The organism is Gordonia hongkongensis (genome assembly GCF_023078355.1).
Taxonomy (GTDB): domain Bacteria; phylum Actinomycetota; class Actinomycetes; order Mycobacteriales; family Mycobacteriaceae; genus Gordonia; species Gordonia hongkongensis.
On sequence record NZ_CP095552.1, the window covers coordinates 4,109,152 to 4,134,677 of the forward strand.

Genomic DNA, 25,526 nt, shown 5'->3' on the forward strand with positions numbered 1-25,526 from the left:
GCCCGGGGGCGGGCATCTCGTGTCTCAACGGGTCACGTCGCCGACCGGTTGCAGGTCGGACAGCAGCCAATTCCCGTCGACCTTACGCATAAGTGCCCACCGGGCGATAGAGGTCGTCTCGGCCGGTGGACGGCTCGCGGCACCCGGTGCCGGTGAACCGGACCCGGCTGTCACCCGCTGGTCGGCGAAGACGAGCACCCGGGCGCGTTCCGAGTCGCCCTCCTGCAGTCCGGCACCGACGACCTCGCCGGTCACCGACAACGCTGATGCACGGACGCCGGGAATCACGACGTCGGTGCCGCGGTTCCGGTACTCCAGGCGTAGCGGGTCGGTCAGCAACGCGTCGGTCGCCTGCCGCCGGTCGGCGGGGTCGTCGGGCGAATAGGTCAGAAGCGCACTCACGGCAGCCGCAGCCGCGCTGAGGATCTCGCTGCGTTGCGCCTCGGTCGGGTCGGGATCGGGGCGCAGGGTCGCGGCGCCCGCGATCGCCGCGACCACCAGGGATACCGCCGATGCGGCGATGAGAAGCCGCATGCGGATGCGTTGGGTTCGGGTCGGCCGTGCCGGTAGCAGGACCCGGTCGTCGGCGGCGGTCATGGACGCCTCGCCTCGGCGATCTTCCAGCCGCCGTCGGTGCGCGTCATGGTGATCAGCGCCGTGATCCGCTCTCCGGTGGTGTCGATCTCCGAACCGTCCCCCGACCCGCCCAGGAGCGCCGGGTTCGTCGCGTCGGCGACGACGAGCACGTCCACGCTTCCACCGATGTCGTCGGACGACGGATCGGTGACGAGCCCGGCCGAGATCACTTGCCCGACACTCGAACCCCGTTGCCCGCCCACCTCTGTCACCAGTGCCTCCCGGGCGGCGTCGATCCGTTTCAGCTGCGGTCCGGTGCTCACCTCCGCCACGCGTACCACGTAGCCTTCGGGGTCGGCCGGGTCGGCGGTCAGCATGACGGTGACGGCGCCGCGGGCGGATGCGAGCACGTCGTCCTGCAACTCGGTCGCCGCCTGCTGGCCGCGGATCTGCCAGGCAAGAAAGCCGGCGACGCCAACGAGGACGACCACCGCGATCGCTGCTCCGACGAGAGTCCGGCGCACCGTCTGTGTCCGGCGTGCCGCACGCGCCCGGAGCGCCGGCGCGGCGACGATCCGGGCGGTGCGCGCCCGTCGGGTCGCCGCGTCGACCCGGGCGCGGGCGAGTTCGATTTGCGTGGTGATGTTCTCGGTCATCGCCGCACCCGCAGATTCCTTTGGACGCTCATCCGATCACATCCGCCGCCGCGAGGAGCCATGTGTCGTCCGACCGCGCGTAGCGGGCCAGGACCGTGCGTTGAACGGTCGTCGCCGGCCCCGCGGCCGGACGTACTGTCACCACGACACGCAGCAGCGCCTCCCCCTCCGCGGCGTCGACCGCGACGATGCTGACGACCTCGGGGCGCCAGGTCACCGACGACGTCCCCTCGGGCGGGGGCCGATCGAGCTGGGCCCCGTAGCTGTCGGTGAACTCGTCGGCGACCCGCTCCCGCGCCAGCGTCCGGTCCTGCTGCCAGCGGTACGCATCGACCGAGAACACGTCCGCGACGATCGTTCCCGCCTGTGCTCGCAACTGGTCTCGGCTCTCCGCGACGTCGGAGCCGGTACGGTGCGAGTTCCACAGGGCGAGCACCACGACGAGCGTCGCGACCAGGACAACCGCCGCGATCGCGAGGCGGATGGCGGCACCTCGCACCCCGATGGGCCGGGTCGTTCCGCGTCCCGGGACCGGCTCGACGCCCGGGGTGTGAGTCGGTGGCGTCATGGAAGGTACTGCACCGCACTCAGTTTCAGCGTGTCGTCGGCCGGTGTGATGAGCACCCGCAACCGGAATCTGCGCGCCCAGTCGCCGGTCTCGGCCGGCGCCGCCCCAGCGGTGAAGACGACGGTGGCCGCGACGAGGACCGTGGCGGTGTCGCCGGTCCGGACGGAGATCCCCGTGCCGTCGACGGAGGACTGCGCGACGGTGCCGTTGGCCCGGATGAATTCGGTGTAGCTGTCGGCGGATTGGGCGAACTCGTCGTAGAAGGTGCCGGTGGCGCCGGCCAGGATGCGCTGGGCGCGCCGATCGTCTCGGCTGTTCGGGGCGATGAGCACCGCAACCCGGTCGGCCGCCGCGGACTGGAGTTCGGCATCGGAGTACCGCTCACGGTCTCGCTGCCACGCGGTCACCGCCACCCCCGCGAGCACGAGCGCGACGACGAGGACCACGACCGCGACGACCCAGCGGAGCCGCGACAGGCGCCGACGGAGTCCGGCCTCGACCTCGAGGGCGTGCAGATCGTCCAGTGCCTCGCGCAGCTCGCGTCTCGCGGCCCGGTCGGCGGACACCTCCTGCGCCCCCGACCGAGCACCCATGCCGTCCCTCTTCACGACGACAGGGGCGTGCTCTCCTGGGGCTGCGTCAGACTGTCGCCCGGCGCCCGGGTGTCGATCTTCTCACCGCGGATCCGGCTGGAATATGCCGCGCGCGCCTGCTGGTCGGGGCTCAGGAAGATCGAGTCCAGCTTGGTCAACCGGCGCGACCACCGCTTCATCGCCTGCGGGAACAACGCGCCCGACTCCGCCCACCGCATCGACCGGGGCGCGTAGACGCGGACCACCGGCCGCGCGATCGTCTGCACGACGATCGACGCCACCTCGCCGGGCTCGACGGTCTGGATGAACTTGTTGGTCTGCAGGCCGGAGATCAGGGCGGTTCGCGTGAACGTGGGGAGTACCGCGCTGACGGCGACGCCCTGCGGCTCCAGCTCGGCGCCCAGCGCCTCGGAGAACTCGATGACGGCTGCCTTGGCGCCGTTGTAGATGGTGAGGCCGGGGGTGGGTATGCGCCCGGCCGTCGATGCGATGTTCACGATGTGGCCGGCCCGCCGGGGCGCCATCCGGCGGGCCGCCTCCTGGCATCCGATGATCACGCCCAGGACGTCGATCTCGTACGTCCGGCGGATGATCGTGTCGTCGTAGGAGAGGAACGGTCCGACCGGCATGATCCCGGCGTTGTTCACGAGCACGTCGATCGGTCCGAGCCGGTTTTCGACCTCGGTCAGGAACGCATCGAAGGACTCGCGTTTGGTCACGTCCACCTCGATGCCCTCGCAACCGAGGTCGGCGGCGGCCTTGCCCACCGCCTCGGAATCCACATCACCGATCGCGACCCTGGCCCCCGCCTCGGACAGCTGGGTCGCGGTCTCGAATCCGATGCCACGCGCGCCGCCGGTGATGACCACGACCTTGTCCCGTAGCGCGGCGCGGATCGCGTCGTGGTCGGGTGTGCGGGACAGCTTGTCACGCAGACTCATTGGATCTCCTTCGGTGGATGCGGACTTCAGACGAGAGGAACGGGGCCGGCGTGGCCCGTCATCTCCGGTGGGGTTTCACCAGATCATCGGTGCGAGGAACTTGGCGGCGAAATCCCGAACGCGCTGGGGTTCGTTGCGAGCAGGGTCCGACGGCGGCGTCTCCAGCAGTGAGATCACCAGTCGCACATGGATCTCGACGGCTTCCAGCAGATCCTCGACGGGCATCTGCGCACCCTCGTCGCGGAGTGTGGCCGCGACCCGGTCGGTGACCATGTCGATGAACAACGATGTCATCGTCGCCGTGACGCTCTTGATCTCGGAGTCGGTGAGGACGATCCGGCTCAGCAGCGGATCGGAGGTGACCCACTCGGCGCCGACGGCGAACGCCTCCACCAGCGCGGCCTTGGGTCCGAGCCCCTTCACCGAGGCCTCGAGTTTCTGCATGCCCGTCTCGTAGGCGTCGTTGGCCACCGCGTAGAGCAGCGCATCCTTGTTCGGAAAGCGCCGGTACAAGGTGCTGCGGCTCACTCCAGCCCGCGCGGCGACCTCGTCGATGTTCGCGCGTCGGACACCGACCTCGGCGAACTCCGCCCCGGCAGCCGCGAGGATCGCGGCTTCCTGGTCGGCCGGGCTGGCGGTGTTGCGGACCTTACGCGTCGAGGTCCGATTCCTGCTGTCGGCCTTGGTTCCGGTGCCTGCCACGGTCATCGCCGCCCACGGGTGGCGGGCAGCGAGTCCTCGGGTGCCGACCAGTGGTTTTCGTGCAGCCGGCGATGTCTGATCTCCGTGATCTCCATCTGGTCAAAATACAGCCCGGCGGTCCGGTGTCCGCGGACACCGCGACCCCGGCCGACGTGCAACGGGGTTCCGTCGCGGTCGGGAGACGGGACGCCGACCGAATCGACTGCTGCCGGCACTGTCGCCAGAACCGAGGCCATGATCGTCTCCCTCCCGCAACGGCCGCCCCGGGTACGGACGGTCGGCATGTGACCCACATCGCATGATAGACCACGTTGAGACAGATCGGAAAATGCGTTCCTATCCTCGCCCGCGACCCGTGGGCGACCCGTCCATCGTCAGCAGGCGGTGACACCGCCGCAGACGCTCGCGCCACCAGTACTGACGCTCTTCTTCGACCGCGGGTTCCCGCACGTCGACCGCGGCGTCGGGGCCGAACCATCGCGTTCCCACCGCGCCGTCGACCATCTGGAACGACGCGGCGACATCCGCGGCGAGCAACGACCCGGTGCCCAGCCCGCACGCAAGCTCCAGGCGCGGTAGCGCGGCCGCGGCAGCCACGCCGGCGGCCATCCCGATCGCGCTGTCGAGGGCACTCGAGACCACGATGTCGAGTCCCAGGTTCTCGGCGAGCTGGAGGGTTGCGCGCATGCCGCCGAGCGGCGCGACCTTGACCACCGCCACGTCAGCGGCGTCGGCCGCGACGACACGGTACGGGTCCTCGGCCTTCCTGATGGATTCGTCGGCCGCGATCGGCACCTCGACCGCCCGACGCACGGCCGCCAGTTCTTCGACTGTGCGACAGGGCTGTTCGGCATACTCGACCTCACCGATGGCGCGCAGGGCGGCGATGGCCTCGTCTACGGTCCAGCCGCCGTTCGCATCGATGCGCACCCTGCCGATGAGCTCCCGCGTCGCCGCGACCCGGGCGACGTCGTCGTCGAGGGTCTGCCCGGGTTCGGCGACCTTGACCTTCGCGGTTCCCGCGCCGGGGTATCGCTGCAGCAATGCGTCGACCTCGTCGGCGGGGATGGCGGGCACGGTCGCGTTGACCGGGACGGTGTCGCGGACCGCGGCGGGAGGGCCGACCCAGGCGGCCTCGATGCCGGCCCGCAGCCACGAGGCCGCCTCCGGGTCGTCGTACTCGACGAACGGACCGAACTCCCCCAGCCCGCCGGCCCCGCGAAGACCATCGTCTCGCGCGTGGTCAGGCCACGGAATCTCGTACGCATCGGCAGCCGAACCGCGACAGCGGAAGCGAGGACGTCCTCGACGTCGGGAAGGACCCAGTCCGGTTGCCTGCCCCGCATCATCCGTCCTCCCTCTCCGCCTACAGATCACCCCGCGTCGTTGGAACAACCTTCCAAGTTTGTTCCAAGTGCGATATTCTCGCCGCCATGTCAGTCAACCAGGGATTCGACGCCGGTATCCGCGAGGCAGAGCCGATGATCGTCGACGACACTCCGGACACCGCGGGCGAGATCGCCTCGCCACGTCTGGGCGCCGACTCGCTCGTGTGGAAGTTCTACGGCGACAACCGCGGACTGCTGGGCTTCCAGCGTCTGGCCGGCACCGAGAACTGCATCGAACAACTCGGCCAGGCCGTGCTCGATCACTCGATCATCTTCAGCGACTTCCTCGGCCGGGCCAAGCGGACCGGCCCCCCGGTCATGCGGACCGTGTACAGCACCGAGCCGGAGAAGTGGGGGCGCACGGTGCGCGACTTCCACCGCGACATCAAGGGCACCATCAGCGACGGATCGCGGTACCACGCACTCAATCCGGAGTTGTTCTACTGGGCGCACGCGACGTTCGTCGACCAGGTTCTCTACATCACCGACACCTTCATCCGACGCCTGAGTTACGCCGAGAAGGTCCAGATCTTCGAGGAGAGCAAGGTCTGGTATCAGCTCTACGGGGTGAGCGATCGCGGGCAGCCGCAGACCTACGAGGAGTTCGTCCAGTACTGGGACGACATGCTCGACCGGTTCGTGCCGCACAAGACGATCGTCTACGCCACCGGCTACATCCGGCAGGGGCTCCCCCGCCCCAAGAAGATCCCCGCGCCCGTGTGGAAGATCCTGTCGCTTCCGTTGAACGCCTTCATCCGCACCGTTGTCGTCGGAACGCTGCCCCAGCAGATGCGTGACGTGTGCGACCTCGAGTGGAACGACAGGCGCGAGAAGAACTTCCAACGGTTCGCCGCCCTCATGCGGGCTGCCAACCCGTTGATCAACCGCCTGCCGCTCAAGTACCTCTACGTCCCCTGGGCCTACGACGCATGGCGCAAGGTCGGGATCGACCCGCGACCGCTGCACAACAAGCCCGCCTGACCCGCTCCGCTCTCTGAGCTGAGGAGCACCATCCCCCGCCCCCGGAGGAGCACCATCCCGCCCCGGACAAGCGCGATCCCCCGCTCCCTGAGGAGCACCATCCCGCCCCGGAGGAGCACCATCCCGCCCCGGACGAGCGCCATCCCCCGCTCCCTGAGGAGCGAGCTTGCGAGCGTCACGAAGGGTCTTGGTGACATTCGTGGCAGACCCTTCGTGACGCGCCCTCCGCAAGCTCCGGGCGCTCCTCAGGGAGCAGTGGTGGGCCAATGGTTTCGCGGTTCTCTCGGATCAGGAACCAGCGAGCCGGAGATGACGCCGGCAGGCGTCAGTGCCCGAGGAACCCGTCGACGTGGGTGACGAACTCCTCGGCGCGGTCGCGGTGAACGCTGTGCCCCGCCTCGATGGTGACGAACCGCGAGTTCGGCAGGGCGTCGCTGAGGGTCCGCAGGTGGCGCGGCGGCAGGAAGCTCTTCTCGCCACCGGAGATGACCATGGCGGTGGCCTGCACATCCGGCAGCTCCGACCACCAGTGCGGCGCGCAGACGTCGAATTCGGCGACGATCTGGTCGCCCATCCGGCCGTCGTAGCGGATGACCGGAAAGGGGTTGCGCGCGAGCGCGATCAGCCCACGAATCTGCTCGCCCAGGGTGGCGCGCATGGCGATGCCCTCGGACAGATCGGCCTCGTCGCGGGGCATCGGCGGCACCTCTTCGAGCACCAGGCGTCGGATCCTCGTCGGCTCACGCATGGCCAATCGCAGCGCGGTGTGGGCACCGAGCGAATGGCCGACCACGTCGGCGACCGCGATCCCGAGGGTGTCGAGGACATAGGCCAGGTCGTCGCGGAAGTCGTCGAGCCGGTAGACCTCACGGGCCCGGCCGCTCCGCCCGTGTCCACGGAGGTCCACGCTGATCACCGCACGCCCGCGGGCGCGGAGTGCCGTCGCGAGCCGGCGCCAGGTCGAATGGTCCGATGCCATCCCGTGCACGAGGACGACCGGTACGCCCCGGTCGGCCTCCCCCGCGATCCGGACCGCGAGGTCGGGGTCGCCGCTTCGACGCAGAACACGCATGACCGTCAGCTTACGAACGTCGGCCGTGCGGGCGCCGTCACACTCCACCCGGCCGTCCGCGCAGACCGCACCTCACCGGTCGTCGTCACCGGTCGCGGAACCAGCCGCTGTTCTTGGCGCGCCACACCATGTCCTCCCAATACCCCCAGGCGTGTGTCCCGACGGACGGAAAGTCCGTCGTGACCGGGATGCCCTGCAACGCGGCCGCGACTTCGAACGACCGGGTCTGCGCGAGCGACACCACCTCCAGCGGTGTGCCCTTGACCGAGGCCACGGCGTCGGCGTTGTGCGGACCCCACGTCGCCGAACCGGACCCGATGCGGATCTTCATCCCCCGCATCCGCGGCAGCTGGACGAGTGCATCGTTGCGCGTCCACCGGTCACTCCAGGGCGGTCCCCACATGGCGTCCGCGCTGAACGGACCGACCCCCGCCCCGACACCGGCGTCGATCAACGCGAGCCGAACGGCCTCTCGCATCGTGGGCGCGGAGAGGTTCAGGTAGCCGGACATCGAGAAGACGTGCGAGATGCGCTTGCGGTGGTACGCCCCGTAGACCATCGCCGCGTTACCGCCCATGGAGATGCCCATGATCGCGTATTTGCCCAGCGGGCCGACGGCGAGTCCGCGCGCGTCGAGTTCGCGCACGATGGTGTCGAGTCGGCACGTCCACCGATAGCGGTATCCGACCTTGTTGGCCGGGCTCGCCGCTTCCCAATCGGTGTAGAAGCTCGCGAGACCTCCGACCGGTTGGATCACGTTGACGCCGGAGTCGGCGATGCGGTGGACACGCGTGTCGCGACGCCAGCCACTGATGTCACCGGTCGCGCGAAGACCGTCGAGAGCGATGACGGTTTTGCTGTTGCCCCACCGGGTCCAGGTGTCGACCGGGGTGCTCGGCATGCCGCAGCCGGACACGTGGAACCTGCCGAACGCGGCCGACGCGGACGCGTTACCCGACCCGATGGTGACCACGCCGACCACCGCGAGGAGCGCGAGGGCGAACGCGAGGGCTCGACGTCGGCGGGCAAGCCGACGCGGCCGTAGTGAAAGCTGCACCGACGAACTGTAATTCGATGACGATCAGCAATGCCACGGCTGTGACCCTAGGGCATCGACATCGATATCGAGTGGTGACCAGAGTGACTACAGTGAATCAAGTGGCGTATGTGGCAGAGGATTTACCTTGTTACAGACCATCCACGCATCCTCAGAGATCGTCGACGATGCGCTGACGCGCCCGCGCGTACTCCTCCTCGGTGACCGCGCCGGTGCGGCGCAGTTCGTCCAGCGACGCGAGCCGTTCGGCCGGCGAACGGCCCGGGTCACCACCCCGGCCCGACCCGCCACCGGCCTTGGTGAACGACGGGGGGTCCATTCGAGACGAGCTCGCCGAATCCGCCCGGACTCCCGCCCAGCCGCGCACGACCTCCATGACCTCCGCTCGGGCCGCGGGATTGGACCGCAGATCGATCACGCCACTGCCCGCCACCCCGTGACGCCCCAGGATCTGCAGGATCTCGCCCAGCGGTTCCGCCTGACCGGTGAGATCGTAGGTCCGGCCGTCCTCTTCGGAGGTGAACCTGGCCGGCACCGAACCGGCGAGCAAAGCGGTTGCCTGCCAGTCGATCTCGAAGTCCTGAGACTCGGGATCGACCATCACGGCCAACCGACGGGCGTGAAGCAGCGGCTGCTGGTAATGCGGCACGACCTTCCTCGTCGACACCTCGAACGGAGCGAGTCCCTCGGCGTGGATCCGGAGCCCGAGCTTCATCAGCGGCTGGTCGTTGATCTCGACATTCGTCTGACCGATCGAGGTGATCTCGGCGATGCCGAACACTCCGGCGGCGCGCAGGCGTTCCAGCTTGGCGCCACCCCGATAGTTGAACCACGCGATGGCAACGCCGAGAACGATATCCAGCACGGTGATGCCGATCCCGGTCCACAGCATCCACTCCGTGTCGGGTGCATCGATCACGAAGTAGGCGACGAGGAAGATCGGACCGACGATCCCGCACAGCATGACAAACGCGAAAGTGCCCACGGCACTCCACACATGGGCAGGAACACGTGGCCCGGTCCCCGACTCTCCGAACATGGTCATGCGCGAACTCTATGCGCGGACCTGCGGCGACGGAAGTTCGAAGGCCGAGGCGTCCCACCTTGGAACGACATGGAAGCGCCACCGTTCGCAGTCGGCGCCGGATACGAGTAGTTCGCCGCACTTTCCCGGGTCAAAGTTGCCTGATCTGCGGTTTCGGCACGACCCGGAGAGTCTCGGTGGCACACTCTGCGCTCAGATGAGCACGCCGAGGCTCACCACCGAGAGGTTCCCCATGGACGACACCCGCTCGCATCGGTTCACCCGGCTCCTCTCGACGATGGCCGTCACCGCCGCCATCGTCGCGAGCTCCGCCCTGAGTGGAGGCGGGGTCGCCTCGGCCGCACCACCGACGCCGACCCAATAACTCTGCGGCCAGAGCACCGACGATCCTGCCACCGATAAGTCCCTGCTTCTCTGGGGAAAGGTGAAGGGCACCAAGCCCGGTCAGATCGGCGACAACATCGACGTCATTCAGCCGGGTCCCCAGTACCAGCCGAACCCGAAGTACGTGAAGTACTACGCAATCCGTCGAGGTGGTGACCACAAAGGTCACAACGATGACTTCCTGCTCCTACCCACCAACCGGATCAGGGGCATCGAATGCCCCTATCTGTACAACGGTTCCGAGTTGAACCTGTGGAGCGCGGCGTGGCTGCAGGCGGGCAAATTGGTCGCCAAGAATCCCACTCGACCGATTGCGATAGGGGTGAACTCCGCCACGGCGCGCTCGCAAAACCAGCTGCACATCCATCTGGCGCAGGTGAATCCCACCACGCTGGCCGACCTGAGGGCGATCCCCAACCCGGAGACGCATCTGGACAACTGGACGAAGACCGACGTCGTCTTGAGGGTCAACAAGACCAAATCGAAGATCCCCCGGCACTTCCGCGTCGTCAAGTACACCGGCGGTCTGCCCGATCTGTTTCGTGTCCTGAAACGTCAGCTGCCCGCCACCGAGGACATGGCGGACCAATCGATCGGCGTGGTCGATGCCGGCCAGCCCAACACCTACTTCGTCCTCACCAGCAATCCGAAACTGGGTGGTGCCGGGACGGGACTGATGGACATGATCTACGGCTGGGGCGTCTGACCCTCGGCAGGATCAACGACAAAGGCGCCCGGCCACTTTCGTGACCGGGCGCCTTCGACTCAGTGAGTCAGTGAGTCAGAACGAGATCACTTGGTGATCTTGGTGACTCGACCCGCACCGACGGTGCGGCCACCCTCGCGGATGGCGAAACGCAGGCCCTCGTCCATGGCGACCGGCTGGATGAGCTTGACGCTCATCTCGGTGTTGTCGCCCGGCATGACCATCTCGGTGCCCTCGGGGAGGGTCACGACGCCGGTCACGTCCGTGGTACGGAAGTAGAACTGCGGACGGTAGTTGTTGAAGAACGGGGTGTGACGGCCGCCCTCGTCCTTGGACAGGATGTACGCCTGGCCCTCGAACTCGGTGTGCGGGGTCGTGGTGCCCGGCTTCACGATGACCTGACCGCGCTCGACGTCCTCACGCTTGAGGCCGCGGAGCAGCAGACCGGCGTTGTCGCCTGCCTGTGCCGAATCGAGGAGCTTGTGGAACATCTCGATACCGGTGACGGTGGTCTTGGTGCTCTTCTCGCGGATGCCGACGATCTCGACTTCCTCGTTCACGTTGACCTCGCCGCGCTCCACACGACCGGTGACCACGGTGCCGCGGCCGGTGATGGTGAAAACGTCCTCGACGGGCATGAGGAACGGCTTCTCGGTCTCGCGGACCGGGTCCGGGATCGACTCGTCGACGGCAGCCATGAGCTCTTCGACCGACTTGGTCCACTCGGGGTCACCCTCGAGGGCCTTGAGAGCCGAGACCTTGACGACCGGGGCTTCCTCGTCGAACTCCTGGGCGGCCAGCAGTTCGCGGACCTCCATCTCGACGAGCTCGATGATCTCGTCGTCGTCGACCATGTCGGCCTTGTTCAGGGCGACCAGGATGTAGGGCACACCGACCTGGCGGGCCAGCAGCACGTGCTCGCGGGTCTGCGGCATCGGGCCGTCGGTGGCGGCGACCACGAGGATCGCGCCGTCCATCTGGGCAGCACCGGTGATCATGTTCTTGATGTAGTCGGCGTGACCGGGGGCGTCGACGTGGGCGTAGTGACGCTTCTCGGTCTCGTACTCGACGTGCGAGATGTTGATCGTGATACCGCGAGCTTTTTCCTCGGGAGCCTTGTCGATCTGATCGAACGCGAAGCTCTTGTTGAGGTCCGGGTACTTGTCGTGCAGCACCTTGGTGATGGCCGCGGTCAGCGTGGTCTTGCCGTGGTCGACGTGACCGATGGTGCCGATGTTCACGTGCGGCTTGGTCCGCTCGAACTTCGCCTTCGCCACTTGATTGTCCTCCTGGACTTGTTGCTCTACTGGGCGGATCCCAGCAGGGGTTTTCTTCTTACGTTGGTGCGCAGAACTGGTCGGCGCATGTCGCTAGGACCGGATTTACTCGCCGGTGGCCTTCGCGATGATTTCCTTCGACACGTTCGCGGGAACCTCCGCGTACGAATCGAACACCATGGAGTAGTTTGCCCGGCCCTGGGTCTTCGACCGGAGGTCTCCGATGTAGCCGAACATCTCCGACAGCGGCACCTGTGCCTTCACGACACGCGCACCACTGCGCTCCTCCATGGCCTGGATCTGGCCACGGCGGGAGTTCAGGTCGCCGATCACGTCACCCATGTAGTCCTCGGGAGTCGTGACCTCGACGGCCATCAGGGGCTCGAGGATGACCGGACCGGCCATCCGCGCAGCTTCCTTCAGGGCCTGCGAGCCGGCGATCTTGAACGCCATCTCCGAGGAGTCGACGTCGTGGTACTGACCGTCGAGCAGGGTGACCTTCAGGTTCACCAGCGGGTATCCGGCGAGGACACCGTACTGCATGGCGTCCTGGGCACCGGCGTCCACCGACGGGATGTACTCGCGCGGGACGCGGCCACCGGTGACGGCGTTGGCGAACTCGTAGGTCGCACCGTCCTCGGCGTCCACCAGGGGCTCGAGCTTGATGATGACCTTCGCGAACTGGCCCGATCCACCGGTCTGCTTCTTGTGGGTGAACTCGTGCTTCTCGACCGTCTTGCGGATGGTCTCGCGGTAGGCCACCTGCGGCTTGCCGACGTTGGCCTCGACCTTGAACTCGCGCTTCATGCGGTCGACGAGGATGTCGAGGTGGAGCTCGCCCATACCGCCGATGACGGTCTGGCCGGTCTCCTCGTCGAGCTGGACCGAGAAGGTCGGATCCTCTTCGGCGAGCTTCTGGATCGCGGTGCCCAGCTTCTCCTGGTCGGACTTGGTCTTCGGCTCGATCGAGACGTTGATGACCGGGTCCGGGAAGCTCATGGACTCGAGCACGATCGGCGACGCCGAATCGCACAGGGTGTCACCGGTGGTGGTGTCCTTGAGACCGATCATCGCGTAGATGTGGCCCGCGGTGGCGTCCTCGACCGGGTTCTCCTTGTTGGCATGCATCTGGAAGAGCTTGCCGACGCGCTCCTTCTTGCCCTTGGTCGCGTTGAGCACCTGGGTGCCGGCGTTGATCTTGCCGGAGTACACGCGCACGAAGGTGAGCTTGCCGAAGAACGGGTGAGCCGCGATCTTGAACGCGAGAGCCGAGAACGGCTCGTCCGCGGACGGCTTGCGCGAGAGGATCTCCTCCTCGTCGCCCACGGCGTGACCCTCGACCGACGGCACGTCCAGCGGGGACGGCAGGTAGTCGATGATCGCGTCGAGCATGGGCTGCACGCCCTTGTTCTTGAACGCCGAGCCACAGATCACCGGGTAGAACTCACGGGCGATCGTGAGCTTGCGGATCGCGCCCTTGATCTCCTCGGTGGTCAGCTCTTCGCCGCCGAAGTACTTCTCGAGCAGTGCCTCGTCGGTCTCGGCGACCGTCTCGAGGAGCTTCTCGCGGTACTCCGCAGCCTGGTCGACCAGATCGGCGGGGATCTCCTCGATGGTCGGCGCAGCGCCGATCTCGACGGTTCCGCGCCAGGTGATCGCCTTCTGCTCGATGAGGTCGACGACGCCGTCGAAGTTGTCCTCGGCGCCGATCGGCAGCTGCAGGACCAGCGGCTTGGCGCCGAGGCGCTCCTCGATGGTGCGCACGGTGAAGAAGAAGTCCGCACCGAGCTTGTCCATCTTGTTGACGAAGCAGATACGCGGGACGTCGTACTTCTCCGCCTGACGCCAGACCTGCTCGGACTGCGGCTCGACGCCTTCCTTGCCGTCGAACACGGCGACCGCGCCGTCGAGCACGCGGAGGCTGCGCTCCACCTCGACGGTGAAGTCGACGTGGCCGGGGGTGTCGATGATGTTGATCTGGTTCTTGTTCCAGAAACACGTCACCGCCGCGGAGGTGATGGTGATCCCCCGCTCCTTCTCCTGCTCCATCCAGTCGGTGGTCGAGGCACCGTCGTGGGTTTCACCGATCTTGTAGTTCACACCGGTGTAGAAGAGGATTCGCTCGGTGGCGGTGGTCTTGCCGGCATCGATGTGGGCCATGATGCCGATGTTGCGAACCTTGTTCAGGTCGCTGAGCACTTCCTGTGCCACTTAATCGCCTCGCATTTTCGCTAGAGGTGTTGGGTCTGAGGTGGAACCGTCCGCGGCGTCGGGTTCCCGACGCCGCGGACGGTTGGTGTCACCAGCGGTAGTGCGCGAACGCCCGGTTGGCCTCGGCCATCTTGTGGGTGTCCTCGCGGCGCTTCACCGAAGCACCGAGACCGTTGGACGCGTCCAGCAACTCGTTGGCGAGACGCTCGACCATGGTCTTCTCACGACGCTGGCGGCTGAAGCTGACGAGCCAGCGGAGCGCGAGGGTGTTGGCGCGGTTCGGCTTGACCTCGATCGGCACCTGGTAGGTGGCACCACCGACGCGGCGGCTCTTCACCTCGAGGGTGGGCTTCACGTTGTCGAGAGCGCGCTTGAGGGTGACGACCGGATCGGTGCCGGTCTTGTCGCGAGCCTGCTCGAGGGCGCCGTAGACGATGCGCTCGGCGGTCGACTTCTTGCCGTCCAGCAGGATCTTGTTGACCAGCTGGGTGACCAGCGGCGAACCGTAGACGGGATCGTTGATGAGGGGGCGCTTGGGAGCGGGTCCTTTACGTGGCATGACTTATCAGTTCCCCTTCTTGGCGCCGTAGCGGCTGCGAGCCTGCTTGCGGTCCTTGACACCCTGGGTGTCGAGCGAGCCGCGGATGATCTTGTAGCGCACACCCGGGAGGTCCTTCACACGACCGCCGCGGACGAGCACCATCGAGTGCTCCTGCAGGTTGTGGCCTTCGCCGGGGATGTAGGCGGTGACCTCGACCGAGCTGGTCAGGCGCACACGGGCGACCTTGCGCAGCGCCGAGTTCGGCTTCTTGGGGGTGGTGGTGTAGACGCGGGTGCACACGCCACGACGCTGCGGGCTTCCCTTGAGGGCCGCGGTCTTGGTCTTGGCAGCCTTGTCGTGACGGCCCTTGCGGACCAGCTGATTGATGGTTGGCACTAGGTGTTCGTTCCTCTTTGTCATCGGTTGTGGTTGGTGCTCCGGGCAAGCACGAAGTGGCTCGCAGGCCTGTTTTCGCGGCTTCCACAACTCGCCCCACCAGCACGTATGTGCTGGTCAGTACATTTTCGCTACCCCGAGGTCGGGCGTGTCATACACTCGACAGCGGATTCGCCTGTCAGCCCCTCTGCCGGCCGTACCCCGAGATGCTCGGCGGCTCGAGAGCCGTAGGGCAGGCATGCGGACTGGCCCAGCATGGGCCGGGCACCGACGATCCACTCTACCGATCGGGTTTACACAGGTCAAAAAACGGATCCTGCACGCAACCGGCAGGTGAACGGGTCGTGCACGATCGGGTCCGGGTCACGCTCGTGCTCGGCGTGCCCCTCTCACTTCTACACCGTGAAACCGCATGCGTCGAGGGCGCGAACCGCGGGTGCGACCATTCCGTCATCCGCGCTGCACGGGTCGCCTGAGCTGCTCGATCACGGGTGCGGACGGGCTCTCGGGGTCGCGCGGTCGCCGCGTCGGCGAGGACTGGCCGCCGAACCACCGATCGACGATCGTCGCCTGCCGTTCCACCTCGCCCCGGCGCGGCATGTGGTGGTTCTCACCGACATCGCGCACGCCGTACACGTCCTCGCCCAGTTCGTACCGGGCCTGGTCGCCCAGCGCATCGGCGAGGAACCCGGCAGGGGAACGGGCAGCGGCGATCTGCCAGGCGTGGACCAGTTCGTGGATGAGCAGCTGACCCGGCACCGGATATGCCCTGGTCCCCGGCCCCAGGGTCGCGTCGAGGTGCGACCCGAGATTGCAGAGGATGCGTCCGTCGACCGCTGGCACCGTGAATGCGCGCCCGCCCCGACCGGCGAGATCGGTGAGGACGACGTCATCGAGCCACGCCGCGTCCCCGAAGACCGCCACGCCCACGCTTCGCTCGGCCGGGGTCAACCCGCGATGACGCACGCGGCGGCGGATGACGTTCGACGTGACGAGGCCCGCGACCAGCACGACGACGAACCCGAGCGGGCCGAGCCAGATCGTCACCGGCACCAGGTGCACCGCGAGGAGCACACCTGCCGTGGCCGCCGGGGCGTCGCCGAGTCGTCCCGCCCCGAGTCGGCGGGCGACGGAGAGCACCGTGCCGAGCAGGCGCCCGTAGGCCCGGGCGGCCGCGATGACCGAACGGCGCAGGCGCGTCGTGGACGCCGGGCGGGGCATCATTCCGGCGTCTGCGGCAGTTTCACCTTCGTCGCACCGGGTTTCGCCGGATTCGACGGCGGCGGGACCACCGGTCCGATGTCGCCATCGGGAGCCTCGTCGAGGTCGACGATGACCGGCGCGTGGTCACTCGGCTTGCTGCCCTTGCGTGCTTTCCGGTCGATCCAGGCGGCCGCGAGGCGATCGGCAGCGGACGCTCCGGCGAGGATCAGGTCGATGCGCATCCCGAGGTCTTTGTGGAACATGCCGGCGCGGTAGTCCCAGTAGCTGAACACACGCTCGTTCGGCCACCGGTCCCGGACGACGTCGCGCAGGCCCATCGATTCGAAGGTGGCCAGCGCGGCCCGTTCCGCCGGGGTGACGTGGGTGTGTCCCACATACGCGGCGGGGTCGAACAGGTCGGCGTCGGCCGGTGCGATGTTCATGTCGCCGCACAGGAGTGTCGTGGTCGGGTCCTCCACGGCGCGGGCCAGCGCCGCGAGCCACTCGAGTTTGTAGGTGTAGTGGTCCGAGTCCGGGGTTCGGCCGTTCGGCACGTACAGCGAGTGGATCCGGAGTCCGCCGCACACCGCCGACACCGCCCGCGCCTCGAGAGTCGACGGGTCGGGGTATCCGGGCATGCCGTCGAATCCGATCCGGACGTCGTCGAGTCCGACCCGCGACAACAGCGCCACCCCGTTCCACTGCCCCTGTCCGGCGTGCGCGACCTCGTATCCGCGCTCGGCGAGATCAGTGCCGAGTGACTCGTCGAACGCGGCGTCGGAGAGTTTGGTCTCCTGCAGGCACACCACGTCGGGTCGGCGCTCGTCGAGCCAGGGCAACAGGCGCGGGATGCGCTGCTTCACGGAGTTCACGTTCCAGGTCGCCACGCGCATGCGACCACGGTAGTACCCCGCCATCGGGGCCCGGCCACCGCCGATCGCGGACCCGGCCTTTCGTTCCACGGTGACGTGTGTCACGTTGGTGGGTATCGACACGTTGCACCGCACCTCCGATTCGTCGCCCCGACGGCCCGTCATCGAGTCGTCGTGGCGTCGGTCGGAGCTGTCCGGGGTCCGCCCCGAGGACCGGACGCCGACGCAGGTCCAGGACATCGCTGCCGCCGACCCGCTGCTCGACGCCGCCCGCCCGGTCCTCGATGACGCCGCCGCCCGACTCGCCGACACCGATGTCTCGCTGCTGCTCGTCGACCACGAGTGCCGGATGGTGACGCGGGTGGCGTTCGGCACGACCGTGGAGCGCCGTCTCGACGCGATCGGCGCCTCGCCGGGCGTGCCGTTCGGCGAGGACGTCGTCGGGACGACAGCCCTCGGTACCCCGGCGGAGACCCGGGGCGGGATCGTCGTGAACAGCTCCGAGCACTACCTGGACCAGTTCAAGTCGATCAGTTGCTTCGGACAGCCGATCATCCATCCCGCGACCCGCAGGCTGGCCGGGATCATCTGCATGTCCGAGATCGCCGATCGCATCAACCCCTTGGCGATCCCGGTCGTCAACGGGATCGTCGTCGACATCGCCGACCGCCTGCTGGACCGGTCGCGAGCGCACCAGCGATGCGTCCTCGACGCGTTCCAGCGCGCCGCACCGCGTCGCGACCTCGCCGTCGCGGCCATCGGCGACGACCTCCAGCTCACGAATGCCCTTGCCGCCGAACTGCTCTCCCCCACCGACATCGGCGCGATGCGGATCGTCGCGACCGATCCCGCACTGCGCGCGACGGTGCTGCCGCTGACCCTGGTGTCGGGCGCCGAGGTCGAGGTCGCCGTCGAACCCGTGCCGGGCGCCTGCGGCGCGGCGCTGTTCCGCTTCCGGCCGGTCAGCGAGCCGCCGCCGAGGCGGTCCGCGCCACCGACCGCCCCGTCCCGCACCAGCGTCGCGATCACCGGCGAACCGGGGACCGGACGCAGCACCCACGCCGCTGCGCTCGCCGCCGAAGCCGATTCGCCACCGGTGATCGTCGATGTCGCCGACGAGATCATCAGCGGTCGTCGCCCCGACATCCCCGCGTTCGTCGGACGCGCCCGGTCGATGAGCACGACCCTGGTGATCGACGGCGTCGATCTCCTCGACGCGCAGTCGGTCGCCCTACTCGGGCGCGTGGCGGTGTCGAGCTCGCCGGAGTCGCCGCTGATCGTCGTCGGCGGGCCGCGCGACCAGGCGAGTCCGGGAGTCGCCGCACTCCTCGCCCGGTGCGCCACACGGGTCGATCTCGCTCCACTACGTCATCGGACCTCGGAGCTGGCGTCGATCGCGAGCAGCGCACTGACCGACATCGACCCGGAGCTCACGCTGTCCGGACTGGCGACGGACGCCCTGCTGTGCGACGACTGGCCCGGGAACCTCACCGAGCTCAACTCGGTGCTCCGGCAGGCCGCCCTGGCGTGCCGAGCGCGCGCCGCGCGGGTCGTCGAACCCGCCGACCTGCCACCCGCCTATCGGACGACCAGCCGGGCCGCGCACCTGTCCGGCCGGGAACAGGCCGAGCGCACCGCGATCGTCGAGGCGCTGGACCGCGCCCGCGGCAACAAGGTGCATGCCGCAAGGGATCTCGGCATCAGCCGGACGACGCTGTACTCGCGGATGCGCGCACTGGACATCTGAGCGCGCGGTTACTCCGGCACCGCGGTGCGGGGCACCGGGTCCCGCAGCGTCTGCCGTGCGAGCGCCGCGATGAGGTCGGTCCGGGTCACGATGCCGACCAGGGTGTGCCCCTCCAACACCGGGACCGCGTCGCATCCGCTCTCGGCGAGCAGCGGCAACAGCGCCCCGACCGGCGTGCCCGGGGTCGCGACGGCCGGTTCCGCCGACATCACGTCCGCGGCGCACAACTCGACGTCGTTCGAACGCATCAACCGCCGCACGAGATGGATCTGGAACACCACACCGACGAACATGCCGTCGTTTGCGGTCACCGGCAGCGAGGTGAAGCCGTACTCGTCGAAGAGGACGGCGACGTCTCGCAGCGGCGTCTCGGGGTTCACGGTCACCAGGTCTCGGGACATCACGTCCGTCGCGGCGAGCGGGCCCGCGCGATGACCGGCAGCCTGCAGTTCGGCGGCCCCGATCAGTCGCGCGAGGTCGGCGACACCGAGGTTGAGCGACTGCTCGTACCGGTCGAGGATGCCGGTCAGTTCGTCCTCGTCCAGACCCAGCCGCGCCGCCGGCGGGGGCGCCGCGTCGAACCGGCGATACGGATAACGCCGTCCGGTCAACCGGGCGTACCCGGCGGCGAGGACCACCAGCAGGAGTGTGCCCGCGAGGACGGGTGCGAGGACGAACCGGAACCCCAGCGACTGGATCGTCTCCGGACTGAGCGCGGCTGTCATCGCCACCGCGCCGGCAGGCGGATGGACCGCGTGGCACCCGATCATCAGGGCCACGGACAGACCGACCGCGAGCGCCACCCGGAGCGCGGGCTGGCCGATGGTGAGGGTGGTCGCCACCCCCACGACCGCCGACACCGCGTTGCCGACGGTCGCGGGCCACGGCTGCGCCAACGGACTGTTCGGCGCGGCGAAGACGAGCACGGCGGTCGCCCCGAACGGCGCGATCAGGAAGAGTCCGAGCCGCAGGTCGACCCCCGACGCGGCGAGCACCAGACCGACGAGTCCGAGCGCCACCCCGGCCCCTGCTCCCGCCCGGAGGGCCTCACGGATCGAGATACCCCCGGTCACCGGGCCGAGGCCACGCAGGGCGGCGCCGACCCTGCCCGCTGGGCGCACGTTCACTCTGCTCCTCCGAAGGTCCCTGACTTGTCCGGCGTCTCACGGTAGCCACGCGGTGACGGCCGGTCGCCGCGACCCCTGTACAGCCCAGGTGTTCAGTTTCTGGACACGGCGACACGTCGGAACGGTGAGAGAAATAAGTCAGGTCGAATATGACCGAGATCACTCCACCGACCACATCACCGCCGGCACCACGCCGACCAGGAGGCCCCATGACCGCCGTCGTTCCCGACACCGCCCTGCATGAGCGCGTTCGCGATTTCATCTCCGCCGACCGTCCGATGCTGATCGGCGGCGAGTGGGTGTGGTCGGCCTCGGGCCGCACCTTCGAGACCATCGATCCCGCGACGGCGCGTCCGCTCACCTCGGTCGCCCACGGCGACGCGGCCGACATCGATCGCGCGGTCCGCGCCGCGCGCCAGGCCTTCGACGACGGCCCGTGGACCCGGATGAAGCCGAATGAACGCGAACGCCTGCTCTGGCGGGTCGGCGACATCCTCACCGAACGCGCCGAGGAGTTCGGCCAGCTGGAGGCGCTCGACAACGGCAAGGCGGCCACCATCGCCGCCGCGGTCGACACCAACTGGTCGGCCGACATCTTCCGCTACAACGCGGGCCTCGCCACCAAGATCACCGGGTCGACGGTCGACGTCTCGATGCCGTTCGTGCCCGGCGGCGAGTTCCACGCGTACACCCTGCGCGAGCCGGTCGGAGTCTGCGGCCTGATCGTGCCGTGGAACTTCCCGCTCCTGATGGCCGCGTTCAAGCTGGCCCCCGCATTGGCGGCCGGCAACACCGTCATCCTCAAGCCGGCCGAACAGACCCCGCTGACGGCCCTGCTCCTCGGCGAGGTGTTCCAAGAGGCCGGCTTCCCACCGGGCGTGGTCAACATCGTCACCGGTTACGGCGAGGCCGGCGCGGCGCTCGCCGCGCACGACGACGTCGACAAGATCGCGTTCACCGGCTCGACGGAGGTCGGCAAGAAGATCGTCGACGCCGCGAAGGGCAACCTCAAGAAGGTGTCGCTGGAACTCGGCGGCAAGAGCCCCAACATCGTCTTCGCCGACGCCGACTTCGAGAAGGCGGTCGCCGGGTCGGTCGCGGCCTGGATGTTCAACCACGGACAGTGCTGTGTCGCCGGAACACGTCTCTTCGTCGAGCGGCCGATCTTCGACGACTTCACCGCGGCCGTCGCGGAGGCGGCCTCGCAGGCCAAGATCGGACCCGGCCTCGACCCGTCGACCGAACTCGGACCGCTGGTCAGCCAAGAGCAGTTCGATCGCGTCTCGGGATACCTGGCAGCGGGCCTCGCCGACGGCGCACGGGCGCTGACGGGCGGAAAGCGTTGGGGCGACGAGGGATTCTTCATCGAACCGACCGTCTTCGTCGACGTCGACCCGAGTTTCTCTATCGTGCAGGAGGAGATCTTCGGTCCCGTCGTCGCCGCCATGCCCTTCGATGCCGACACCGGGGTCGCGGCCGCGGCCAACGACTCCATCTACGGTCTCGCAGCAGGCATCTGGACCACGGATCTGTCCAAGGCGCACCGGACAGCTCGACAGATCAAGGCCGGCTCGGTCTGGGTGAACCAGTACAACGGCTTCGACACCGCCATGCCGTTCGGCGGTTACAAGCAGTCGGGATGGGGGCGCGAACTCGGCTCGTCGGCCATCGAGCTCTACACCCAGACCAAGGCCGTCAACATCTCGCTCTGACCCCCATCCGCCCTCGAGTACACCCAAGGAGCACGATTTCATGTCTCTCACCACCAAGGCAGCTGTCCTCACCGGACCCGGAAAGCCGTTCGAGATCGTCGAACTCGACCTCGACGAGCCCCGCGAAGGCGAAGTGCTGATCAAGTACACCGCGGCCGGCCTGTGCCACTCCGACCTTCACCTGACCGACGGCGACCTCCCGCCCCGCTATCCCATCGTGGGCGGCCACGAGGGTTCGGGGATCATCGAGGCGGTCGGCCCGGGCGTCACCAAGGTCAAGCCCGGCGACCACGTGGTCTGCAGCTTCATCCCGAACTGCGGCACCTGCCGCTACTGCTCCACCGGCCGGCAGAACCTCTGCGACATGGGCGCCACCATCCTCGAGGGATCGATGCCCGATGGCACATTCCGATTCCACGGTGGCGGTGACGATTTCGGAGCCATGTGCATGCTCGGCACGTTCGCCGAACGCGCGACGATCTCGCAGCACTCGGTCGTCAAGGTCGACGAGTGGTTGCCGCTCGACAAGGCAGTGCTCGTCGGTTGCGGCGTGCCCTCGGGCTGGGGCACCTCGGTGTACGCGGGCGGCGTACGTGCCGGCGACACCGTGGTGATCTACGGCATCGGCGGCCTGGGCATCAACGCGGTGCAGGGCGCGGTGTCGGCCGGGGCCAAATACGTCGTGGTGGTCGACCCGGTCGCGCTCAAGCGCGACACGGCGCTCAAATTCGGTGCAACACATGCCTTCGCCGACGCCGCCGAGGCCGCGGAGAAGGTCAACGAACTGACCTGGGGGCAGGGTGCCGACCAGGCCCTCATCCTCGTCGGCACGGTCGACGCGGAGGTCGTGGCCAACGCGACCGCCGTCGTGGGCAAGGGCGGGACGGTCGTCATCACCGGTCTTGCCGATCCGACGAAGCTGACCGTGCAGGTCTCCGGAACCGATCTGACCCTGAACCAGAAAACCATCAAGGGCAGTCTGTTCGGCTCGGCCAATCCGCAGTACGACATCGTCAAACTGCTGCGCCTGTACGACGCGGGGCAGCTCAAGCTCGACGAACTGGTCACGCAGACCTACACCCTCGACCAGGTCAACGAGGGCTACCAGGATCTGCGGGACGGCAAGAACATCCGCGGGGTCATCATCCACGCGGAGTGAATACCCGGTCGGTTCGCCCGAGGTGCCGTCTCCCTCGGGCGAACCGGCCACCCACGTCGCCGGGCGGACTTCCCGGTCCGCGCCCGCACGAGGTGCTTGAATCACACATGTGACCGTGACCTGGTGGATACGTCTGCTCCGCATCGCCTTTGCCGCCCTGGGCGTCACCGCGCTCGTGTATCAGGCGGTGCTGCGCTACGGCGACGCCGGCTTCACGCTCGCGAACTTCTTCAGCTACTTCACGGTGCTGAGCAATATCTTCGCCGCGCTCATCCTGCTCGTCGGCGGACTGCTGGCCCCGGCAAGCCCGGCCTGGGAGTGGTGCCGCGGGGCGGCGACCACCTGCATGGTCATCACCGGGATCGTCTATGCGCTTCTGCTGCAGGGCATCGACGTCGATGTCACCTACGCCTGGGTGAACGACGTGCTGCATCGCGTCATCCCGCTGGTGATGCTCCTGGACTGGATCGTGGTGCGCGCCCGGCGACTCCCCGAGCGGGCGTGGCTGTCCTGGCTGACGATCCCGCTCGTGTACGGCGTCTACACCTTGATCCGCGGGCCGTTCGCGGACTGGTATCCCTACCCGTTCATCGATCCGCGCGGGCAGGGTTATCTGTCGATGACGATCTCGCTCATGGTCGTGTTCGTCGGCATGGCCTTCATGTCGTTCGGCGTCTACTGGGTCGGCACCCGCGGTCGGCGACCCGATGCGCCGGAACCCGGACACCCCGCCGCCGAACGCGGTTAGTCCGCGTCCGGCGGGTCCGCGGGCGCGCTCCCGAACGCCGCGACGAGCTGCGCCGACCAGGTGTCGACGACCAGCGCACGCCGGGCGGAGTCATCGGACAGCGTGTCCGCCAGGCCGAGTCCGCGCGCCATGTCCAGAGTCGCCTGCACCAGCCGGTAACCGGTCTCGTCGTCCGGGGCCACCCCCATCGCGGCCATCGTCCGCTGATGGGCCGCGCGGGCGAACTTCGCTTCGAGTGGCAGGATGAGCCGCCGCAGCGCCGGGTCGGACGCGGCGGCGGCCCAGACCTGGAGTGCTGCCTTGAATTCGGTGCCGGTGTAGACGTCGACGGCCCGCTGGACGGCGCGGATGACCCGGTCCGGGGTCACTTCGTCGGCCGCCTCCGGCGATGCGTGCGCATCCCCGACGGCAGCGCGGGTCATGTCCTCGAAGACCTGCTCGAGTGCCGCGGTGATGAGGGCTTCGCGCGTCGGGAAGTGATGTTGCGCCGCACCGCGGGACACGCCGGCACGTTCGGCGACCGCGGCCACGGTCGCGGCGGCCCAGCCGTCCGCGGCCAGCGCGTCGACCGTGGACCGCAACAGGCGCTCGCGGGTCAACCGCGAGCGTTCCTGTTGCGGAGAGCGGGTGTTCGCCGACGACGTGGTCACCGCGAGCCTCAGTAGGACTTCGGCAGCCCGAGGCTGGTCTGCGCGACGAAGTTGAGGATCATCTCCCGGCTCACCGGGGCGATGCGGGCGATCCGGGCGAGGCTCAGCATCGGCGCCAGTCCGTACTCGGTGGTCAGACCGTTGCCGCCCAGGGAGTGCACGGCCTGGTCGACGACCTTCACACAGGCCTCCGCGGCCGCGTACTTCGCCATGTTGGCCGGCTCGGCGGCGCCCCAGTCGTCGCCGGCGTCGTAGAGGGTCGCGGCCTTCTGCATCATCAGCTTGGCCATCTCGAGCTCGACCTTGCCCTGGGCGAGCGGGTGCGCGATCGCCTGGTGCGCACCGATCGGCGTCTTCCACACCGTGCGCTCCTTCACGTACGACACCGCCTTGTCGAGCGCGAACCGGCCCATCCCGACGGCCGACGCCGCGGCCATGATGCGTTCCGGATTGAGCCCGGCGAACAGTTGACTCAGGGCAGCGTCCTCGGAGCCGACGAGCGCGTCGGCGGGCAATCGCACATCGTCGAGGAAGAGCTGGAACTGCTTCTCGGGGTTCTGCAGTTCCATGTCGATCATCGTGTACGAGAAGTTCTCGGAGTCGGTGGGGACGATGAAGAGCGCGGGCTTGAGGTTGCCGGTCTTCGCGTCTTCGGTGCGGGCGACGATCAACACGGCCTGCGCCTGGTCGACGCCGGAGATGTAGACCTTCTGGCCGGTGAGCAACCAGTCCGAGCCGTCCCGACGGGCCGTGGTGGTGATCTGGTGGGAATTGGAGCCGGCATCGGGTTCGGTGATACCGAATGCCATCGTGATCGACCCGTCGGCGAGACCCGGCAGCCACCGCTGCTTCTGCTCGTCGGTGCCGAAACGCGCGATGACGTTGCCGCAGATGGCCGGTGAGACGACGAGCATCAGCAGTCCGGTGCCCGACGCGGCGATCTCCTCCATCACGATGGCGAGCTCGTACATACCGGCACCGCCGCCGCCGTACTCCTCGGGGAGATTGACCCCGATGAAGCCGAGCTTGCCCGCCTCGGCCCACAACTCGTCGGTCTTGCGGCCGGTGCGCGCGCACTCACGGAAGTACTCCTGTCCGTACTTCGCGGCGAGTCCGGCGACCGCCGCGCGCAGCTCGGCGCGTTCGGTGGTCTCCACGAACGGATTGGTGTCCACGGTCATGTCGATGCTCCCTGTCTCGGTCTTCGATGTGGT

The 25,526-nt window shown here is 68.1% G+C and carries 26 protein-coding genes and 1 pseudogene; 7 read left to right on the top strand and 20 right to left on the bottom strand.

Going from position 1 to position 25,526, the window contains the following annotated elements; all coding sequences use genetic code 11:
- Positions 1–24: 24 nt before the first annotated feature.
- The 8 genes and pseudogenes from MVF96_RS18535 to MVF96_RS18570 form a co-directional block, all read right to left on the bottom strand.
- Entirely contained in the window at positions 25–597 is a 573-nt protein-coding gene (locus tag MVF96_RS18535) for a hypothetical protein (RefSeq protein WP_211538317.1), read from the bottom strand.
- Entirely contained in the window at positions 594–1,232 is a 639-nt protein-coding gene (locus MVF96_RS18540) for a hypothetical protein (RefSeq protein WP_247450006.1), read from the bottom strand. Before MVF96_RS18540 ends, MVF96_RS18535 begins: the two co-directional genes overlap by 4 nt.
- A 28-nt stretch (positions 1,233–1,260) precedes the next feature.
- Positions 1,261–1,800, bottom strand: coding sequence for a hypothetical protein (locus MVF96_RS18545; RefSeq protein WP_247450008.1), 540 nt, complete (start codon positions 1,798–1,800; stop codon positions 1,261–1,263).
- On the bottom strand, positions 1,797–2,393 hold the full coding sequence (locus MVF96_RS18550) for a hypothetical protein (RefSeq protein WP_247450010.1): 597 nt from the start codon (positions 2,391–2,393) through the stop codon (positions 1,797–1,799). The genes MVF96_RS18545 and MVF96_RS18550 overlap by 4 nt, the downstream gene beginning before the upstream one ends.
- An 11-nt stretch (positions 2,394–2,404) precedes the next feature.
- On the bottom strand, positions 2,405–3,334 hold the full coding sequence (locus MVF96_RS18555) for an SDR family oxidoreductase (RefSeq protein WP_247450012.1): 930 nt from the start codon (positions 3,332–3,334) through the stop codon (positions 2,405–2,407).
- Positions 3,335–3,409: 75 nt separating this feature from the next.
- Positions 3,410–4,042 carry a TetR/AcrR family transcriptional regulator gene (locus MVF96_RS18560; protein ID WP_247450014.1) on the bottom strand — a complete coding sequence of 211 codons (633 nt, stop codon included), beginning with the start codon at positions 4,040–4,042 and terminating at the stop codon, positions 3,410–3,412.
- Positions 4,039–4,272 (bottom strand): hypothetical protein, encoded by a 234-nt coding sequence (locus MVF96_RS18565; RefSeq protein WP_247450016.1) that lies wholly within the window; start codon positions 4,270–4,272, stop codon positions 4,039–4,041. The genes MVF96_RS18560 and MVF96_RS18565 overlap by 4 nt, the downstream gene beginning before the upstream one ends.
- Before the next feature lie 100 nt (positions 4,273–4,372).
- Positions 4,373–5,385: pseudogene (locus MVF96_RS18570) on the bottom strand (o-succinylbenzoate synthase).
- Positions 5,386–5,469: 84 nt separating this feature from the next.
- Here MVF96_RS18570 and MVF96_RS18580 point away from each other — a divergent pair.
- Positions 5,470–6,405 carry an oxygenase MpaB family protein gene (locus MVF96_RS18580; RefSeq protein ID WP_247450018.1) on the top strand — a complete coding sequence of 312 codons (936 nt, stop codon included), beginning with the start codon at positions 5,470–5,472 and terminating at the stop codon, positions 6,403–6,405.
- Between the two features lie 325 nt (positions 6,406–6,730).
- Here MVF96_RS18580 and MVF96_RS18585 read toward each other — a convergent pair whose 3' ends face one another.
- The 3 genes from MVF96_RS18585 to MVF96_RS18595 all read right to left on the bottom strand — a co-directional run bounded on the left by MVF96_RS18585 (position 6,731) and on the right by MVF96_RS18595 (position 9,579).
- Positions 6,731–7,477 (bottom strand): alpha/beta fold hydrolase, encoded by a 747-nt coding sequence (locus MVF96_RS18585; RefSeq protein WP_068970114.1) that lies wholly within the window; start codon positions 7,475–7,477, stop codon positions 6,731–6,733.
- Positions 7,478–7,562: 85 nt separating this feature from the next.
- Positions 7,563–8,459 carry an alpha/beta hydrolase gene (locus tag MVF96_RS18590; protein WP_374100833.1) on the bottom strand — a complete coding sequence of 299 codons (897 nt, stop codon included), beginning with the start codon at positions 8,457–8,459 and terminating at the stop codon, positions 7,563–7,565.
- A gap of 226 nt (positions 8,460–8,685) precedes the next feature.
- Positions 8,686–9,579, bottom strand: coding sequence for an SHOCT domain-containing protein (locus MVF96_RS18595; RefSeq protein WP_231742459.1), 894 nt, complete (start codon positions 9,577–9,579; stop codon positions 8,686–8,688).
- Between the two features lie 196 nt (positions 9,580–9,775).
- On the opposite strand from MVF96_RS18595, the gene MVF96_RS18600 reads away from it, so the two are divergent.
- Positions 9,776–9,943, top strand: a complete 168-nt coding sequence (locus MVF96_RS18600; protein WP_247450019.1) for a hypothetical protein — start codon at positions 9,776–9,778, stop codon at positions 9,941–9,943.
- Between the two features lie 60 nt (positions 9,944–10,003).
- Entirely contained in the window at positions 10,004–10,669 is a 666-nt protein-coding gene (locus MVF96_RS18605; protein ID WP_247450020.1) for a CDP-diacylglycerol diphosphatase, read from the top strand.
- Between the two features lie 86 nt (positions 10,670–10,755).
- Here the strand turns inward: MVF96_RS18605 and tuf are convergent, their stop codons facing one another.
- The 6 genes from tuf to MVF96_RS18635 all read right to left on the bottom strand — a co-directional run bounded on the left by tuf (position 10,756) and on the right by MVF96_RS18635 (position 17,190).
- The gene (gene tuf / locus MVF96_RS18610) at positions 10,756–11,946 is read right to left on the bottom strand and encodes an elongation factor Tu (protein WP_004020593.1); all 1,191 of its coding nucleotides are present in this window, start codon (positions 11,944–11,946) and stop codon (positions 10,756–10,758) included.
- A 105-nt stretch (positions 11,947–12,051) separates the two neighbouring features.
- Positions 12,052–14,157 carry an elongation factor G gene (gene fusA, locus MVF96_RS18615; protein ID WP_065629671.1) on the bottom strand — a complete coding sequence of 702 codons (2,106 nt, stop codon included), beginning with the start codon at positions 14,155–14,157 and terminating at the stop codon, positions 12,052–12,054.
- Positions 14,158–14,245: 88 nt separating this feature from the next.
- A complete protein-coding gene (gene rpsG / locus MVF96_RS18620) occupies positions 14,246–14,716 on the bottom strand; it encodes a 30S ribosomal protein S7 (protein WP_004020595.1) in 471 nt (156 codons plus the stop codon).
- 6 nt (positions 14,717–14,722) lie between these two features.
- Positions 14,723–15,094 carry a 30S ribosomal protein S12 gene (rpsL, locus tag MVF96_RS18625; RefSeq protein ID WP_004020596.1) on the bottom strand — a complete coding sequence of 124 codons (372 nt, stop codon included), beginning with the start codon at positions 15,092–15,094 and terminating at the stop codon, positions 14,723–14,725.
- Positions 15,095–15,544: 450 nt separating this feature from the next.
- Complete coding sequence (locus tag MVF96_RS18630; RefSeq protein WP_247450022.1) at positions 15,545–16,318, bottom strand: hypothetical protein; 774 nt, start codon at positions 16,316–16,318, stop codon at positions 15,545–15,547.
- Positions 16,315–17,190: an exodeoxyribonuclease III gene (locus tag MVF96_RS18635; RefSeq protein WP_211538432.1), complete on the bottom strand. Its 876-nt coding sequence runs from the start codon at positions 17,188–17,190 to the stop codon at positions 16,315–16,317. The genes MVF96_RS18630 and MVF96_RS18635 overlap by 4 nt, the downstream gene beginning before the upstream one ends.
- A gap of 70 nt (positions 17,191–17,260) precedes the next feature.
- Here MVF96_RS18635 and MVF96_RS18640 point away from each other — a divergent pair, with 70 nt between their 5' ends.
- Positions 17,261–18,916 (top strand): sigma-54-dependent Fis family transcriptional regulator, encoded by a 1,656-nt coding sequence (locus tag MVF96_RS18640; RefSeq protein WP_418930401.1) that lies wholly within the window; start codon positions 17,261–17,263, stop codon positions 18,914–18,916.
- A gap of 8 nt (positions 18,917–18,924) precedes the next feature.
- Here the strand turns inward: MVF96_RS18640 and MVF96_RS18645 are convergent, their stop codons facing one another.
- On the bottom strand, positions 18,925–20,043 hold the full coding sequence (locus MVF96_RS18645; protein ID WP_247450024.1) for an HPP family protein: 1,119 nt from the start codon (positions 20,041–20,043) through the stop codon (positions 18,925–18,927).
- 209 nt (positions 20,044–20,252) lie between these two features.
- Here MVF96_RS18645 and MVF96_RS18650 point away from each other — a divergent pair, with 209 nt between their 5' ends.
- The 3 genes from MVF96_RS18650 (at position 20,253) to MVF96_RS18660 (ending at position 23,662) form a co-directional block, all read left to right on the top strand.
- Positions 20,253–21,755 carry an aldehyde dehydrogenase family protein gene (locus MVF96_RS18650; protein WP_065629673.1) on the top strand — a complete coding sequence of 501 codons (1,503 nt, stop codon included), beginning with the start codon at positions 20,253–20,255 and terminating at the stop codon, positions 21,753–21,755.
- Positions 21,756–21,795: 40 nt separating this feature from the next.
- Positions 21,796–22,914 (top strand): NDMA-dependent alcohol dehydrogenase, encoded by a 1,119-nt coding sequence (locus MVF96_RS18655; RefSeq protein WP_058252381.1) that lies wholly within the window; start codon positions 21,796–21,798, stop codon positions 22,912–22,914.
- A gap of 109 nt (positions 22,915–23,023) precedes the next feature.
- Positions 23,024–23,662: a Pr6Pr family membrane protein gene (locus MVF96_RS18660; protein ID WP_137810361.1), complete on the top strand. Its 639-nt coding sequence runs from the start codon at positions 23,024–23,026 to the stop codon at positions 23,660–23,662.
- Here the strand turns inward: MVF96_RS18660 and MVF96_RS18665 are convergent.
- Entirely contained in the window at positions 23,659–24,312 is a 654-nt protein-coding gene (locus MVF96_RS18665; protein WP_247450025.1) for a TetR/AcrR family transcriptional regulator, read from the bottom strand. The two genes, MVF96_RS18660 and MVF96_RS18665, sit on opposite strands and share 4 nt — an antisense overlap.
- An 8-nt stretch (positions 24,313–24,320) precedes the next feature.
- Positions 24,321–25,493 carry an acyl-CoA dehydrogenase family protein gene (locus MVF96_RS18670; RefSeq protein WP_010840516.1) on the bottom strand — a complete coding sequence of 391 codons (1,173 nt, stop codon included), beginning with the start codon at positions 25,491–25,493 and terminating at the stop codon, positions 24,321–24,323.
- Positions 25,494–25,526 lie beyond the last annotated feature (33 nt).